This is a genomic window from Paraburkholderia sediminicola (assembly GCF_046026895.1).
GTDB lineage: Bacteria > Pseudomonadota > Gammaproteobacteria > Burkholderiales > Burkholderiaceae > Paraburkholderia > Paraburkholderia sediminicola_C.
Map to the genome: position 1 here is coordinate 67,671 of NZ_JAQQEU010000028.1, position 16,909 is coordinate 84,579.

At 60.2% G+C, this 16,909-nt stretch carries 10 protein-coding genes and 4 pseudogenes; 4 read left to right on the forward strand and 10 right to left on the reverse strand.

Going from position 1 to position 16,909, the window contains the following annotated elements; translation table 11 throughout:
* The first annotated feature begins 80 nt into the window (after window positions 1-80).
* The 3 genes and pseudogenes from PQR02_RS20455 to PQR02_RS20465 all read left to right on the forward strand — a co-directional run bounded on the left by PQR02_RS20455 (window position 81) and on the right by PQR02_RS20465 (window position 3,418).
* Window positions 81-1,397, forward strand: a complete 1,317-nt coding sequence (locus PQR02_RS20455; protein ID WP_408234942.1) for an MFS transporter — start codon at window positions 81-83, stop codon at window positions 1,395-1,397.
* 274 nt (window positions 1,398-1,671) lie between these two features.
* A pseudogene (locus PQR02_RS20460) lies at window positions 1,672-1,761 on the forward strand (transposase); the annotation flags it as partial.
* A gap of 361 nt (window positions 1,762-2,122) precedes the next feature.
* The gene (locus PQR02_RS20465) at window positions 2,123-3,418 is read left to right on the forward strand and encodes a tryptophan leader peptide (protein ID WP_408234871.1); all 1,296 of its coding nucleotides are present in this window, start codon (window positions 2,123-2,125) and stop codon (window positions 3,416-3,418) included.
* 234 nt (window positions 3,419-3,652) lie between these two features.
* On the opposite strand, the gene PQR02_RS20470 is transcribed toward PQR02_RS20465, so the two are convergent.
* Together PQR02_RS20470 and PQR02_RS20475 are read right to left on the reverse strand one after the other, a co-directional pair.
* Complete coding sequence (locus PQR02_RS20470; protein WP_408234874.1) at window positions 3,653-4,468, reverse strand: class I SAM-dependent methyltransferase; 816 nt, start codon at window positions 4,466-4,468, stop codon at window positions 3,653-3,655.
* A gap of 193 nt (window positions 4,469-4,661) precedes the next feature.
* Window positions 4,662-5,792: an IS110 family RNA-guided transposase gene (locus PQR02_RS20475; RefSeq protein ID WP_408234877.1), complete on the reverse strand. Its 1,131-nt coding sequence runs from the start codon at window positions 5,790-5,792 to the stop codon at window positions 4,662-4,664.
* Window positions 5,793-7,013: 1,221 nt separating this feature from the next.
* Here PQR02_RS20475 and PQR02_RS20480 point away from each other — a divergent pair.
* Entirely contained in the window at window positions 7,014-8,075 is a 1,062-nt protein-coding gene (locus PQR02_RS20480) for a class I SAM-dependent methyltransferase (protein WP_408234880.1), read from the forward strand.
* A 321-nt stretch (window positions 8,076-8,396) separates the two neighbouring features.
* Here PQR02_RS20480 and PQR02_RS20485 read toward each other — a convergent pair whose 3' ends face one another.
* The 8 genes and pseudogenes from PQR02_RS20485 to PQR02_RS20520 all read right to left on the reverse strand — a co-directional run bounded on the left by PQR02_RS20485 (window position 8,397) and on the right by PQR02_RS20520 (window position 16,871).
* Complete coding sequence (locus tag PQR02_RS20485) at window positions 8,397-9,854, reverse strand: NCS1 family nucleobase:cation symporter-1 (RefSeq protein WP_408234882.1); 1,458 nt, start codon at window positions 9,852-9,854, stop codon at window positions 8,397-8,399.
* A gap of 300 nt (window positions 9,855-10,154) precedes the next feature.
* Window positions 10,155-10,781, reverse strand: coding sequence for a hypothetical protein (locus PQR02_RS20490; protein WP_408234885.1), 627 nt, complete (start codon window positions 10,779-10,781; stop codon window positions 10,155-10,157).
* A gap of 489 nt (window positions 10,782-11,270) precedes the next feature.
* Window positions 11,271-11,791 (reverse strand): annotated as a pseudogene (locus PQR02_RS20495) (transposase); the annotation flags it as partial.
* A gap of 480 nt (window positions 11,792-12,271) precedes the next feature.
* A complete protein-coding gene (locus tag PQR02_RS20500; protein WP_408234888.1) occupies window positions 12,272-13,099 on the reverse strand; it encodes a 3-oxoadipate:acetyl-CoA acetyltransferase in 828 nt (275 codons plus the stop codon).
* A gap of 213 nt (window positions 13,100-13,312) precedes the next feature.
* Window positions 13,313-13,468 (reverse strand): annotated as a pseudogene (locus tag PQR02_RS20505) (IS5/IS1182 family transposase); the annotation flags it as partial.
* Window positions 13,469-13,784: 316 nt separating this feature from the next.
* Complete coding sequence (locus PQR02_RS20510; protein WP_408234891.1) at window positions 13,785-14,636, reverse strand: amidohydrolase family protein; 852 nt, start codon at window positions 14,634-14,636, stop codon at window positions 13,785-13,787.
* Window positions 14,564-15,214, reverse strand: a pseudogene (locus PQR02_RS20515) (M20/M25/M40 family metallo-hydrolase); the annotation flags it as partial. The gene PQR02_RS20510 and the pseudogene PQR02_RS20515, both read right to left, overlap by 73 nt.
* Before the next feature lie 157 nt (window positions 15,215-15,371).
* On the reverse strand, window positions 15,372-16,871 hold the full coding sequence (locus PQR02_RS20520; protein ID WP_408234894.1) for an amidohydrolase family protein: 1,500 nt from the start codon (window positions 16,869-16,871) through the stop codon (window positions 15,372-15,374).
* Window positions 16,872-16,909: the final 38 nt, after the last annotated feature.

Genomic DNA, 16,909 nt, shown 5'->3' on the forward strand with positions numbered 1-16,909 from the left:
GCGCTGTCAGGTCAGCAAGGCAAATGCTCCGGACCTGCCGCCTCACAAGCCAGACAGACAAACGCAAGGAGACAGTAATTATGAACCCTTCAACCAGCATGGTGGCAGACGCACCCAGACCGTCCCGCTCCAAAGTCGGCGCCGTTTTGCGCGTCACAAGCGGTAACTTCCTTGAACAATTTGACTTCTTTCTGTTTGGCTTTTACGCCACCTACATCTCGAAGGTGTTTTTTCCGTCAAGCAGCGAGTTTGCCTCGCTGATGTTGACGTTCGCCGTATTCGGCGCAGGATTCCTGATGCGGCCGTTAGGCGCCATCGTGCTTGGCGCCTACATCGACGAAGTCGGCCGTCGCAAGGGCCTGATCGTGACGCTCTCGCTGATGGCAAGCGGCACGATACTGATCGCCGTAGTCCCGGGCTATGCAACAATCGGCATGCTGGCGCCGTCACTGGTGTTGATCGGCCGGTTGCTGCAGGGCTTTTCGGCGGGCGCTGAACTGGGCGGCGTGTCGGTCTATCTGGCTGAAATGGCGACGCCAGGTCACAAGGGCTTTTATACGAGCTGGCAGTCGGCAAGTCAGCAGGTCGCAATTGTAGTTGCAGCGGGGCTCGGCTACGGACTCAACAGCTGGATGTCCGCGGCGAGTATCGGTGCGTGGGGCTGGCGCATCCCGTTTTTTATCGGCTGCGCGATCGTACCGTTCCTGTTCGTGTTGCGCCGTTCGCTCCAGGAAACCGAGGAGTTCAAGGCGAGGCAGCACCATCCGAGGGCAAAGGAAGTCCTGGCGACAATGATGGCGAACTGGCAAATCGTGTTCGCCGGCATGTTGCTGGTTGCGATGACGACCACCACGTTCTATCTGATTACCGTCTACACGCCGACGTTCGGCAGGGCCGTCCTGAAACTCAGCACCGCCGACAGTCTCGTCGTTACGCTGTGCGTTGGCGTTTCCAATTTCATCTGGCTGCCGATTGGCGGTGCGCTGTCGGATCGTATTGGACGCCGGCCGCTTCTGATTGGTATCACAGTGCTTGCCATTTTCACCACGTATCCCGCGCTTTCGTGGCTGGCGGCAGCGCCGAGCTTTTTCAGAATGCTGATCGTCCTGCAGTGGTTCTCGTTTTTCTTCGGCATCTACAACGGGGCAATGGTCGTCGCGCTGACTGAAGTGATGCCGGTGCAGGTCCGCGTCGCAGGGTTTTCGCTTGCGTACAGTCTGGCGACGGCGCTCTTCGGTGGATTTACACCTGCGGTATCGACTTTTCTGATTGAGTTCACGCATGATAAAGCCGCACCAGGCTACTGGATGAGCTTCGCCGCTTTCTGTGGACTGATTGCGACGCTCGTTCTATATCGTCGCGGTGGCGCGGTCGAACGTTCGGCGAATGCAGTGTGACAAGGGCCGGTAGCTTCGGCTAGACGGCATCCCCGGCGCCGAGGTCAACCGGGTGACGCTTTGCCAAGACGGCGCAGTTATTAGGCCGCCTCCTTGGGCGGCGTTCAAGCGTTCGGTCCCGGAGCGGCTGCGCACAAGCGCCGAGGAGTTCACCCCGTTTTGCCGGACGCTGCTGACCGAACTCCTTGTGCACCTGCGTGCAATCGAAGAACGCATCCACTTTATCGAAATCTCCATCCCCTCGTTTGTGAAGCAATCGGCGCTCTGCGGGAAGCTTGCCCAGATACCCGGTATCGGCCCGATTACCGCGACGGCCATCGCTGCAGCGGTCGGCGATGCCGGACAGTTCCGCAACGGCCGATATCGGGTCGCCCGGATGTCCTGCTGCTCGACGGATTTGACCGGCACGAAGCGCATGGCCGGCCGGCGGCGTTTTAAAGCCAACATTTCGTTCCCGAGAACGCGCCCGCATGCATTGAACTTTTTCACGGTCAAGCGTTCTGGAACTGTCCTGCGCCAACCGCTTGTGTCCTCCGGATGGAGCGGGCGGACAAGGCCTGGCTTATGGCGGCATGAATCGACCAGCAGTTGAGTCGTGGTCACAGCGTTTTGGCCCGCTTCGAGCTACCTCGGGCCGCGGGAAGGTCACCGCCAGTTTACGCGCCCCACCGAGTGTGCAAGTATCTTTCCGAAGGCGTATCCCGCACGTTTTTGCGAGGTTCACAATGGCCTGGAAACTCTGGAAAACCGAGAAGCGGTACGACGAAACGCGAAGCTGGCCGAGCGGTACGCATGAGTCGTTAAAGCAGCTTCTGGATATGTACTTGGGCAGCGACGCGACACCGTTTGCAAACTGGGCCGCGCCTGGGACGACATTCACGCCCGATGTCGAAGAGTTCGCCCGACATGCCGTACGGGGATATCAACTCGCTCTCTGGTTCTGGCTTTTTGCCGAGAAGCACGGAACTATCCCGGCAAAAATGTTGCGCGAATCCTTGTGCCTGCTCGCCAACGCAGTGCAGCCGTTGTCCGGCGACAAGATTGATGTGCTGCTCGACCTCGAAAACCGCCTGGCGCATTCTGTCGAGGCCATTTCCGGCCAACCGCGCACCTTCCGACTTGATGGGCTGTCCGTGGAACTGCCGATGGAGTTCTTCCTGGCTACAGGTTTCCTGCGGCTTGCGCCTGACTCCCCGTATGCTGGGAACGAGGACGCTAGCCTGCAAGGCAATGACTTCAAGCTGGCCGACTGTTTTCGCCATGCGACCGAGGAGGGGCTGGCGGTATTCCGGCCCATGATAGACGCGGTCGACTTTGATGCAAAATCGCTGCACAACTGGAGATGGAGCGCCTATCCCGGCGCTGCCGAACGACACCTGCAACGACGCCACAACAATCCGCTTTTTCTCCTTCATCGCCAGATGGTGACCTCTCAAGAAGTCTATGAGGCACGTCTTGCCGATGCTCAGGCCCTCCAGGACATCAGAAGCGAGCTTAGTGACGCTAGCCGCTCGTTCTCCGAGACGACCGAACTGCCGTTGAACTGGTTGTCCTTCCTCGAGGGATATCGGGACCGCATCGACAGACTTGATGAACGCCGCCTTGTCGCTGGCGGACAGAGCGCGTCCCTCGGTGATGCAATTGCGAGACTGCGCGCCGACATCCTGACAACTTGGCGCGCTTCAATTCACAAGAGCCAGCACAGCCTCGCCACCTTGGAGCAGGAAGAAGCAAAACGAGCTGAACAGCGCACCCTGCTGTATGGATGCGACTGGACGGCTCAGCTGTTGAGCCACGGCTCCGTCATACCGCCAGAAGAGGTCGTTCCTGCCCTGCTGAGCGAGTCCCCAACTGAGCTGGAAAAGGCGGTGACTGGGATGCAGGCCGAACCACGACTGCATGAGACGCTTGCGAAGTGCTGTGCTGCTGCTCATAGGCTCGTGAATGAGCTTCGCGCGACTGGCCACAATCTTCCCGATATCGCAGACAAGCTTCGCATTCTGGATGGTGCGCCCGAATGATTGCCGGCCTGACTATCTTCGTGGTGTTCCCTGTCTTGCTTGCGTGGCCTTACGCTGATGCAAGGCGCGCACTATTCGCTTACGCATGTGCGCTGCACGCAACCACGCACGACTCCACAAGCCATCTATGAATTGGTCCTCTCGCGACCCGCTTGATGTAGCCACACAGGCGCTATCGACTCTTTCCGAATACATGGAGCTCTCGCTAGACACCGTTCGGATAAATCGGCCCCCTTAAGTCTTGACCGCAGAAGCTAGAACGCAGCCCATGGGAAGCCGCAGTTCCCCAACCTCGCTCCGATACGCCTCTGTGTCGTGTGCGACGGCCCGTTCAATCGACGCGAGCGCGGCCGGCGTCTGGGCGTTCAGCAACGCGGCAAACCGCACGCCGCCACGTATGAGCGCATGAAAAGGTGTATCGGGAGCATGAAGCACGAGAGTAAGGTCCAGCTCCCGCACGGCCGGTTGGACGAATCCGGCATCGAGCAACACGCGCCTCGATTCCTGCCAGTCGCTGAACCGAAAGAACGGTGGTCCCGGCGGGACGGGAACATCGGTCGTACCGTGCTCCTCGATTGCCTTCAACACCATCCCGAAGCCCACCGCCTTGTTCGGCGTCGCCCATACCGTGAAGGCGATTCTGCCATTGGGTTGGAGTACACGAAACGCCTCCGCGAGTGCACGCTCGGGGCGCGGGAAATGCAACAATGCGAAACTGATGCCCACTGACGCGAAGCTTTCATCCGGAAAGGGCAAATCCTCCGCGTCGCCGACGCGGAACTCAAGTCCCGGAAAGACGCGTCTCGCCTTGTCGACCATCGCAACCGAGAAATCCACCCCAGCGACATTCGCGCCGCACCGCGCGGCGGCGGCAGCGAGGTAGCCAGGGCCGCATGCAACGTCGAGAAAACGCACACCCCGCTGAATGCAAAGAGTCTCAAGCATTGCGTGGTTCGACTGGGCGGCCAAATCACCGAAATACGTATGATAGGCCTGCGCGACCCGCTCCCAGCCTTCGTGCTCGAAGGCGCTGAAGTCGAGTTGTCCCATGCTTACCCCCATCGGTTCGACACGTTGGCAAGTTGTAGCGCAGGCCTATGTTCCTCGGAAAGGGTATGTCTGCCTATCGGGGAAACAATTCAGTGCGGCGACATAAAGAGCAAACGAGTGTGTGATGCGGCGCACCAACAAGCATCGCCCGAAGCCGTCGAATATGCGCTTATGGGGTGCTCAGGTGTTGCATTTACGCCGCGTGTACCTCGCGCGGTATAGCGAGCGACATCGCCAGCCGGCTGATGTCCCAGATGAACCCGCTGAGTTCGCGGGCGACCGCGACCACCGCGATGTTCTTCTGCTTGCCGCGCGTGACGAGCTTGCGATAACGCCGGCACAGGCGCACCTGCGCGTCCCAGGCACGATCGATGATGGGCTTGGGGATGCCTTCATGTCGCCGCTGGATCTCGGGGCTCACGCGTGCCGGGTGTCGGTAGCTCCAGGCGGCCTCGACTAACAACTTTCTTGCATAGCTGTTACCCGTCTTGGTGATGCTGCCCTGGTGCCGTTTGTTGCCGGAGGAATGTTCTGACGGGGTCACGCCGAGCCAGGCCATTAGTTGGCGCGGGTGCGCGAAGCGTGAGAGATCGCCCAGTTCGGCGAGCATGCCCACGGCAGTAGTGAACTGCACACCGCGCATGGCCTGTAAGCCCAGTACAGCCGGATAGAAGCGCCAGTTGACGACCGCCTCGCGCAGGGCGGCTTCGAGACGCTGGCATTGCGCGAGACGATCCTCGATCGTGCGCCGAAGTTCGTCGAGCGCCAGTTGCTGCCAAAGGTTGTCGAACGAAAACGTGCTCAGCCAGCGCCGGTGCGCGGGCCCCCAGTCGGCTCGGCCCGTATAGCGCACCCCGTGTGAGAGCAGGAAGGCCTTCAGCCGTTGCCGCGCACGCTTCATATTGTCTTTGGCGCTCACCCATGCACGTGCCAGATCGCGGAACGCTTCATCGCTTACGGTAGGCACGTACACTGCTGACAGGTCGCCGGTACGCAGCAACCGCACCAGCTTGACGGCGTCGCGTCGGTCGGTCTTGACGCGCTCGCCGGGCTTTCTGGGAATCAGTGATGGTGCGCACACCATGCAGTCGAAGCCCTTCTGTACGAGCTGACGGTAGAGCCCATAGCCGCACGGGCCCGCCTCGTAGACGACACGTATGCGGCGCGCTTTGGACTGCAGGCGTTTGCACAGGCGATCGATGTCGGTCTGCGTCGTACCGATCTTGCCGAGCAGTTCGACTTCGCCTGTGCCAATCGCGTAGGCGACCGTGATCGAGTCCTTGTGTACGTCCAGGCCGACGTACAGCGTGCTATCGTCTTCCATGCTGGCCTCCGTGCGGGAAATCGCCGGGTGTGGCAGCGTCCACACCGTGCGGCTCTGGCAGCGATGCTAACCCGCGTTTGATTCCTCATGGCGGGCCAGCCCTCTACCTCACGCGAAGTCATACTGCCTAGTCTACCGTTCTCCCAACTCTCTCTCGCCAAGAACGAGCGACAAACAGCTGGACATTCCACGCCTACACTGGACGCCTCCGTGCGAATTACCATGCACGGTGAATTCGTTCGAGTCCGAATCGTGGCGGCTTCCGGGATTGAGCTCCGCTCAGCGACGCTACTGGCCGGCAAGCAAAAGGCCTTCGTTGACGTCGCGAAGCGAGTCGTCACTTATCTTGGCAAGAGCTAAGCGCCAGTTGACATTTCCTGCTTTAGGCCCGGGCCGTTTCAAGCCCAGTCCGGGCCTCGCATCGCGGTGACGCGCCGCTATGCGGCCGTCTGAGCAAGCAGGGCCGCCACCGCGCAGCGCTTCCGGATGATGGACCATGCCTGGATGGCTCACGTCCGTGACCTCGACGTTGCGGTGGTTCGTTGACCCGGTGGAGACGCATCGTTTCCACGCAACAATTCCGTCCGTTTTCGAGTAGACCGAAGCGAACGGGACGGACGTAGTTGCATCGGAACGCGGCACCCACACGTGGTTCATTGGAGATATGTCCGCGACCGGCCGCCGCCGGCAAGTCCGGGGAAGAGGCCCGCGGCCTGCGACGGCGGGCGCCGGTCGCCCGTCACGAGTCCGTCGTTGGCAGAACTCGAAGGACTACTGTGGCGGCGATAACCGTCCTTGCTGGTGGTGGGCAGACTCCGGTGCAAGGCGCCCCGTCGGAGCGCATTTGGCGTTAAACGAACGAGCCGGACCCCGTGAGCGTGAAGCAAACGGGTTGCTTATCGCGGCTCGAGACACGGTATCGCGACGCCGCGCCGCGCCGGAAACCTGATTCCACGGACGTCGGCCACGAGTCGCTGGCGGAATCCGCTTCGAATGTACGGAGCGGATTCAGAACGTTACAACGTTCGGAACATCGATGTGGACTACTGCGACCACTGCGGCGAGGCCGTTCGCAGTCCGGGCGTGGCGTCTTTCAGAAAGCGCTGTGACGCCTATACTTTCGCTTGCCTGGCGAGCGTCACGAAAGCTCAATGTATTAATCCATTCCTGTCTTTCGCACCAGCTTGCCGATTTTCTTCCAATCTGGACAGGAGGCAAGTCATGCAATTCGACGAGCAGAAGGTGCAAGACTTCATGGGACGAATGGTGGGTGAATTCGGCGCGGTCGCCTCGGCGCCGTTGATCGCATTGGGCGACCGTCTCGGTCTTTACAAGGCGATGTCCGAACAAGGATGGATGACATCGACCGAGGTTGCCGGGCGCGCCGGCCTCGCGGAGCGTTACGTGCGTGAATGGCTGGCCGCGCAGGCAGCGTCCGGCTTCATTCGTTACGATGCGGTCGCGGGCAAATATCAGCTTGAAAACGAAATGGCGATGTGTTTTTCCGTAGAGACGAGTCCCGCGTTCATCCCGGGTTTCTGCGATTGCGCGGAAGCCATGTTCCGCGATCTTCCCAAGCTGGAAGCGGCGTTCCGTACGGGACTCGGTGTGGGCTGGCACCAGCATTATCCCTCGCTGTTCAAGGGCACAGAGCGCTTCTTCAGACCCGGCTATACCGCGCATCTCATAAGCGAATGGATTCCCGCCCTTGATGGCGTGGAAGCGAGACTGAAGGCTGGCGGTGCTCAGGTGGCCGACGTGGGGTGTGGCCACGGTGCCTCTACCATATTAATGGCCCAGGCTTACCCAGACGCCAGTTTCGTTGGCTTTGACTACCATGAGCCGTCCGTCCAGCAAGCGCGCGAAGCCGCAGATCTGGCGGGCGTTTCGGGCCGAGTGCGGTTCGAAGTCGCAGCCGCGAAGGATTTTCCTGGCACCGGCTATGACTTCGTCGCGTTCTTCGACTGTCTTCATGACATGGGTGATCCGATTGGCGCGGCGGCGCACGTAATCCAATCTCTGAAACCGGACGGTACATGGATGATCGTTGAGCCGTTCGCCAACGACAAACTCGAAGACAACCTTAACCCTATCGGGCGGATCTATTACTCGGCGTCGACGATGATCTGCACAGGCGCATCGCTTGCTCAGGAAGGAAAGATGGGGCTGGGCGCTCAGGCAGGTGAAGCCCGGCTGAGGGAGGTGGTCACGACGGGTGGCTTTACACGTTTCCGTCGGGCGCACGGAACGCCTTTCAATCTCGTCCTTGAAGCACGACCGTGACATCTGTGTGAGTTGTCCGCGGGGCGACGTGCCGAATAAGCGGCCTTTCGTCGGCATCGAGACAGGCCGCAGGTCGCCGCCGTCCGCCGTTGAAAAGTTTGCTAGCAAAAGCGGCGCCTCGCAGCAGGGTTTCGTCCGTGTCGGCTCGGTATCGCCCAGCGCACCGGGCTCGGTCCGGCCCACCTACGGTCGTCCGCCCATGCATTAACAAGGACACTCGATGGCTGGATCCGGAAGCCGCCATCGTGCCCGCCCGCTTCCAAAGGCACTCGGCGGTGCCGCGCCAGTGCCCGACCCTACCTGATCGGGCTGGAAGGACCCTTAAACGCGGGTAGGGGCGATCGCGGTACGCGGTCGCAGCGTCGCCATGATCAGGTACATGCCGCCGCCGATCACTACGCCGAAGAACCACCCATATGTATTCCACCAGGCCGGCAGCAGGTTGGTGAAGTTGGGCAGGAAGGTCGAAAACACGCTGCCGACCGCCGCCGCCGCCAACGCGTTGACGTTCCAGCCGCCTTCGTAGCGATACTCGCCGTGCTCCTGGTAGAGCGCCGCGACGTTGATGTTGCCCTTGGCCACCAGATAGTAGTCCACCAGGATGATCCCCAGCAGCGGGCCCATTGTGGCGCCGATCGCGTTGACGAAGTGAGCGGCGTTGCCTTCCCACGGCGCAAAGGGGTAGAGCACCAGCGCGATGGCCGCAGCGATGAAACCGCCCTTCCTGAAGCTGATCTGCCTGGGGAACGTGTTGGAGATGTCGAACGCCGCCGAGACGAAATTGGCAACTACGTTGATGCCTAGCGTGGCGACTGCGAAGGTCACCGCCGCGATGAGTGCCAGTATCCAGCTGTCGAACTTGGCTGAGATCTGCTCGGGGTGCAGCAGCACTTCGCCGTACACCTTGAAGGCGGCGATGGTAGTGACGCCGGCGACCAGAGAGAAAGCAACCAGGTTGACCGGCAGGCCCCACAGATTCCCTTTCTTGACTGCGTCGCGGTTCTTCGCGTAGCGCGAGAAGTCGCAAAAGTTCAGGTACAGCGCCGCGAAGTAGGTGATCCAGGTCGCGCCTACGGCCATCAACGCCCAGAAGGAGCCGGGCTCGCCGCTGACACCGGCGTCCTTGGTCTTCTCGAGCAGCGTGGCCATTGGGATGCCATGCTCGAACGAGAAGCCGCCGGCCTTGACGCACAGGCCGATCGCCAGGATCAGCATCGCGATCCACACCGCCGGACCGGCCAGGTCCTGGAACTTGCGCACCGTTTCCATGCCCTTCTGAATGATCAGCAGCTGCAGCGCCCAGACGATGAAGTAGCAGATCACCTCCAGCCCCGAGTGGCCAAGGAAGTGAGTGCCCTTGTGGAACTCCATCAGGCTGGTGCTGCGGATCAACAGCGCGACTATTGCGCTCGAAGCCGCTGCGGTCTGCGCGCCGTACCAGAAGCAGGCCACTACCGCGCGCACCAGCGCCGCGAGGTTGGCGCCCCACACGCCGAAAGAGGCACGCGCCAGCACCGGGTATGGCACGCCGGTCTTCTCGCCGGCGTAGCCGATCAGATTCATCAGCGCGAAGATCACGAGCGAGCCGAGCCCGATCGCCAGCACAAAGTTGGTAAAGCTGCCGCACAGCAGGAACAGGCTGGCGGCGAGGTAGTAGCCCCAGAGGCTGTGCACGTCCGAGGTCCAGACGTTGAAAATGCTATAGGCACCCCAGTTGCGCACCCTGGCGGGTGCGAGATCTTCGTTGTAGAGGCCGGGGGACGGGTTGCGGATTTCCATCTGTCATCTCCTTTGAATTCGTAGAACTGAGGAAACACCGCCAGACGACCCTGGGCGGCGATGCCCCCGCGTCTGAAGCAAGCTCGTATGCAAGAACTGTATGTATTTCGCGGCGCAGTTCTGAATGGGTTAACCCTAATCGGGATGCTTGCCGGCGCAAGCCAGCCGTCCGATCCCACACACAATGCGCGCAATCGAAGTTCGTCGTTGTTGGGTTTTGTCGCGATACGGATGCCGGGGTAACATCGGAGCCGACATTCGATGGACGAGACCTACCTCAAGGCGCCCAGCTACGTAGAATTATTCGCTGGGATACCAATGACAGATTTCTACCGTGATCTTCGTAAGCCGAAGTGCCGCGGCGGATGGAAGGAAAATAGCGGCTAGAAGTTTCCACGGATCGTAGGCATCGTCGGATGAACCTGGTCGCGGTGGCAGATCAGTCAGATCTTTGACCCTGGCGGCGTAATCCGCGGCGGAGTCTCGGACCTTCCACGATAGGTTCTTTAATGTAGAGGCGTAGGCAGACAGCTCCGCCATTGCTGCCACAAGCACAGCCGTGTCATCAGCCTTATTGATTTCCGTCATCTTGCTCTCTACCCTCGCAGAGAGTGCCTTTGTATCTAGACATCTTTGTCCATCGGCATCGACCGCGCACAAATCGCGTTGCGACATTGCCACTTGATATTGAAACCACTCAAACTGGTTGCGTGACAGACTTACCGCATCTCGGTGCTCGCGGTCCCACATTTTTTGGTCGAGACTTACGGTTGCACCCGCCAGCACCAGCCCAATAGCTCCAGTGGCGACGTATTGATAGTCGATGATTTTCGGAAGCTGCGGAGACCATTGGTTGCGGCGCACATAACACAGTACGTGGAAGAAAACCAGGCCAACGCCTAGTATCCATATGCCAACGTGGTACAAGGAAAAATCGTGGCCGTGACGTAGGCGTAGAGAGAACGCGAATACTACGAGGGGAACCGCCACGCTCCATATTCCCATGACGGCGAAATCGATGAGATAACGCTGGACTAGCGGTCGCGGGCTAGGTGTGGACATGGTATTGCGATCTTGACGAAGGAGATACGGACGTCAAGGGAAAACGAAAAATATCGATCGCATGGTCCAGTTCTCTTTGCTGTCCTTGTTACGGAAAAGCATAGGCCAAACGAAGAATTTTTTAAACAGACGGCATAACCGAGCCCTCCTGGGTCCCCGAAAGAACCTAGGAGGGATCACCAGCCACAGTGACACTTCTTGCGCTGCTTGGCAGGGCGGTGACTCTAGTGAAACGGGCCACGCGCGAATCTTTCACCCATGGCCGCCAGACGCTTAGACGGTATGGAAGTTGACACCGACCTTCGCAGCCGCGACAGCGCTGATGCCGCTCACGTCCATCACACCCAGAACCGGCGATTCGACTTGCCGCTCCAGTTCTGCTCGCTCAGGGGCTTGCGGCGAATCGTTGTGGCGTTTCATGGATGCCCGAACCTCACGACCGAGTAGCTTATTTTTCCAGTTGTATAAGTCGGCCTGCTCACGCCTATCCTTTGAGCAACCACTTGCGCACTTTCCTCTTGAGTGCACAACTCGATGACTGCGGCCCGGTTCAACTCTGGAGGCTGAGATACGCCCCCAGCTTTGCCGACAACGCGTTCCCTGGTCTCAGAGTGCAGCTCATCAAGCCAGGCCGCGAGCGTCCGCGTCCCGGATGGCTCAGGTAATGCTCGACGGCGGCCCTTCTGTTCGGCCGAGTACTTCGGCCTCGAGTGCACATAGCCAGCCGGCAGAATCAGGACATTGCTCGAATTCTCGATGCCAGCTGTTGAGAGCATTTTTGTCGGGTAACCCAACTGCCGAATGGGAGCTGCGATGCGTTTTCCGAGTTTAATGAAGAGCTTAACCGCTCGAATGCGGTCTTCGTACGAGTACATGGACTACCTCCAAGTAGTCCAAGATTTATGCCGCACCCCCTTCTGGGGAAATTACGGTGGGCATTGACAGAGCCGTTTCCTGAACGGTTGACGGAACACGCACATTTCGACGGCAATGCGCCTGCTTGAGATGCCCGGTCGGCTTCCGCGTGCAAACGACCGCGTGGTTGAATTCCAGCGCACCCATCCGATCCGTTGACATTGCTGACAAACCTCGTAATTGCGTGGAACACGCCGCGGATGCAGATCACCCTGGATAAGGTCCGTCCGATGCCCGGGAAGCGGTCGCGGTTTTGCGTTGGTTTGTCGTACCCCCGTCAACGTGACAAAGCCGTAGGTCGATATGAGCCTTTGCCGGGCCGGTGAACTCGCCAACGCGGCAGCGGGTCGAGTGTGTCATCCACACGGCGTGAGACGTCTGGCCCAGCGGTGGCGACGGCAAGCCGGCCGCCGCCGTGGAGCATGTGCCGTGGGGATCAATCAAGGTGTCAACTGCAAAAGGGCTCGCGCTTCAGCTACCGTTGCGACCGTACGTCCATATTCACCGCAAAGATCGGCAACCTGTTTCACCAGTGCAGCATTGGAAGGGGCCAAGGTATTTTTGTCGAGGCGCACGTTGTCTTCCAGCCCAGTGCGGCAATGTCCGCCCATTTCAAGCGACCAGCGTACAAGTGTGAGCTGGTCGCGCCCGATTCCCGCGCCGGTCCAAGTAGCGTCGGGCGCAAGTCGATGAAGCGTGCGAACGTAGAAATCGAATACCTCTCGGTCAACGGGCATCGCGTTCTTGATGCCCATCACAAACTGCAGATGCAGCGGTCCTGGAATCTTGCCCGTTTTTTGCATGGCGACTGCCTGAAAGATCATCGACAGATCAAAAGCTTCGATCTCGGGTTTGATCTTGTAGGTCTTCATTTGCTCTGCAAGCCACTCGACCAGATCCGGAGGGTTGTCATAGACCCGTGTCGGGAAGTTGACGGATCCCGTCGCGAGTGAAGCCATATCCGGACGTAACGACAACATCGCGCCTCTTTCGCGGCCAGCCCCGGACCGGCCACCGGTTGATATCTGTGTGATCATGCCGGGGGCGTACTTACGAATGCCGTCGAGGACCAACGAAAATCGTTCGGGATCCGAGCTCGGTGTTTCGTCGTCGTTGCGAACGTGCAAGTGTACGAGCGTCGCACCAGCTTCGAATGCTGCCTGCGTGGATTCCACCTGTTCACTCACAGTAACCGGAACCGCTGGGTTGTCCTTCTTGCGGGGCAACGACCCGGTGATTGCGACAGAGATGATGCACGGCGTTGTCATGATGAATATCTCCTTGTGCAAAGATCAGGGCCCGAAGTTCGTGGTGGCTACTATCGATGGACGGTTCGTGACTGGATTCCGATGATTCTGGTCGCCTGCTGGCACCTGCGTCAATGGGTAATTACCGACTGCATCGCCCATAGCGGCATCGCAGCGCTTTCCGTATCGTGCGGGTTCGCCGGGCAGCGGTTATTGTGTTCTTTTAGAGCGCAATCAAAAAGACTGTTCTGGACGCTGAAGAGTTGGCCAGCAGATGAGGCAACAGGCGAGCTTGAGGAGCCCTTCATGGATGTCTGTGCGGCGCTCCAATCGCGCACGCAGACGGCGAAAGCCGTGCAGCCACGCATGAGTGCGCGCGACGATCCAGCGGCACCTTACCGAGGCCGAACCCTTGGGAACGTCGAGCCTACGTACAATGAGGTATCGTCTTGCATGCTAGCCTCCGTCCCGGAAACAGACCGTTGAGTGGCGGTTCCGTCCCCACTCAATGCGGCTCTGGCAGCAACGCTAACCCGCTTACACCCGAACGGCGGCTAGCCTCGCCTCACGGGAGTGATACTGACTTGCTGATACCCAGCAGTTGAACCGAGGTCGACCCGTTTCAACGGACACTCCGATCGACGGACTGGGGGCGGCCGAAACTGGCGACATGGTCGTCAGGACATCGGGGGCGTCAGTCTTCGGATCAGGTTCGTGACGAGGGAGCATAGAAGGGCTCGCGCTTGGGCGTCTGGGCAAAATATTCGTTGTAGAACGCCTTCACGTAGGGAAACACCGCTGAACCCAATTCACGCTTTGCCTGATCCTGCGAGGCGCGCGGTTTCGCCAGCATCTGCTCGATCTCACGCAGGATCGCATCACGATCCACGCGCGTGAAGCGACCTTCGTTATACACAACCTCGCCAGCGATCCTCACCGTATCGACGGCGTTCGTTTTGGCACGCTGCATGAGTGCATCCAGCATCGGAATGTTGTCGTCCTGATAGGGATACGTGGCCGTCTTCCAGTTCATCCGCACGAGATCGGCCAGGCGTCCGGCTTTGAGGCGTCCGATTTGCTTGCCGAACGGCGTGGTGCGAGCGCCGTCTTCGGTGGCCATTTTCAGTATCTGCGGACAAGTCGGCACGTCGTCGTCCATTCCCGGCGTGCGGTGTACGCGCAGTGCGAGGCGCATCTCCTGCAACATGTCACGGTCGTCGTTAATACCGGCTTCGTCGAGACCCATACCCACTATGACGCCATGCCTGGCAAACGCATTCAGCGGCGCGACGCCGCTTCGCAAGCGTAGATTCGAACTGCAGTTGTGGCAGATGCAAGTTCCTGTGTGCGCGATCATTTCGATGTCCTCTTCCGTCAGCCACACCCCATGGCCGAGGGTCAGTGACGGACCGAGCAGACCGAGATCGTCAAGATGTGCGACGGCCGTTACCCCGAATTCACGCTCGACCACGCGCGGGTTGCAGATGCTCCGTATTCGATCGCGTTGACGCCGCTCGGCGTACGCGACGAATGGGCGGCTACGCCCTTTACGCAGCACCGGTAGGCGTTGTTGCCCTTATGGGCGACGACGGGGCGCATGCTGGTCGGCTCGCCGACGATGCAGCCAGCAGGCCTGATGCCCCGTTCCGCAAGTTCAGCCAGAAGCAGGGGCGCACCAAGGCAGCCGACCTCCTCGTCGAAAGAGAAGGCGAAATGAAGAGGCTCGCGTAGCCGGCGCTTCTGGATATCGGTCAACAGGCCGAGCGTCACTGCGATAAAGCCTTTCATGTCGCACGAGCCGCGGCCGTAGAGTCGATCGCCGCGGATGACCGGGTCGAACGGATCGCTTGACCAGTTCTGGCCGGTTACGGGAACGACATCGGTGTGCCCGGACAGCACGACGCCGCCGTTCGTTTACCCGGTAAAGGCCGGCAATGTCGCGAACACATTTGCTTTTTGTTTCGTCCTGTCATAGACCAGCAGCGTTTCTATGTGATGGGCTCGAAAGCGATCTCGGATCGCTTCGATCAGGCCGAGATTCGAACGGCTGCTCGTCGTATCGTAGCGAATCAGTTCGTCGGCCAACGCGAGATAGGCGGGGCCTTTGTTCGTGTCCAGTGTTGGCTTGTCAAACATCACGTGTGCCGTCGGGCCCTCAGAATGACATTGAATGATTGCAGGTGGACGAAATCCGCAATGTGTACGTCAACGTATGCGGCCCGGCAAAGCTACGCGTTGCGAGCCCAGTACCAGCGGACATCTGGATTGCCTGGGGTGCGGGAGTCAATTGTCGTCACCCGGCCAGTTTCGCCGGATGAGGTTGCCAGTTGGCCTGCAGTGCTTGGGCGCGCGCGTAGACCTTCTCCATCTCCGCGCGCAGCGGCGCGACGGATTCATCCGCGAGGTCGAACTCCGCGCCCAGTGCCTCATAAGCGGCATTGATCTCTCGCAGCAGCGCGCCTTCATCGACGCGCGTGAGTCGTCCGTTCCGCATGACCGCCTCGCCCGCAACGAACACGCTGTCGATAGCGGCGCCGCGCTCGGCATACACCAGTTGCCGCACCGGATCGGTTAGCGGCGTGAAGCTGATCGCGTCAGTCCGGTAAGCGACCAGGTCGGCGCGATAACCCGGCTCGATTGCACCGAGCTGGCTGCCGAGTCCGAGCGCCGTCGCGCCGCCAATGGTCCCCGCATGCAGCGCTTCCGCTGCGGACAACCAGCGCGAATAATCGTCGCCGCGTATCTTCGATACCGCTGCGGCGCTGCCAAGCACGTTGAGCATATTGACGGTGACCGTCGACGCACAGCCGTCGGAGCCGAGACTCACGTTGACGCCCGCATCGAGCAGCGCGCGCACTGGTTGAACGCCCGAGCCGAGCATCAGATTGCTCCATGGATTGTGCTGCACGCTCGCACCCGATCGAGCCAGACATGCGATCTCCGCATCCGACAACCAGACCGCGTGGATCAGCGACGTGCCCGGCCGCAGAAATCCAAGTTCGGCAAGGCGCATCACCATCGACTTGCCGTAGAAGGCTTGCGCCGTTACCACCTGCAAACGGGTTTCCTGAACGTGGATGATGACCGGCAGATCATGCGTGTCGGCGAATTCGCGGCATCGCGCGAGAAATTCCGGCGTGCAGCGCTGCGGTGCGGACGGGGCGATCAGCATGCCCACACGGTCGTGCTGGGGATGGTGACGCGCCAGCTCGCTTTCCAGCAGCGCGAAGAACGCATCGGGAGAGGGTCGCGGCTGCGCACGCAGTTGCGCAAGCAACGGGGACGGGAAAATGCTGTCCACCTCCGGGAAGTTATCGACGATCGCCCGATCCATCATCGAGAACCCCACGAGCGCGCGAATCCCCGCGTCCTCGTAGGCCTGGAAGATCGCGTCGACGGCGGCGGGGTCAATGGCCTGACCGAGGCTCACGTCGTCGACGAGCGTGGTTGTGCCGCTGCGCAGCGATTCGAGCGCGCCAATCAACGTTCGCAGATAGACCTGGCGCGGCGTCGGCTTCACGGGGCGCGGCGCGCGCACGTAGTGCATCCATAACTCGAGCGGCAGGTTTTCGAGCCGTCCCTTATGAAAATGCTCGTGCGAATGTTGATGGCCGTTGATGAGCCCCGGCATCAGCACGCAGTCGTCGAGCGGTATGCATTCGCCGTCGGTCGCGCTGCCGCCCGGCACGATGGCGGCGATGCGCTCGCCTTCGATCACGACGTCGACGCGTCGCGGCTCATAACGCTGTTCGGTGCCGTGTAATGCCCTGACGTTGGAAAGTATCTTGCGCACGGTTCTGCCTGATCGAAGGAAGGGGTTGACTGCGGCGG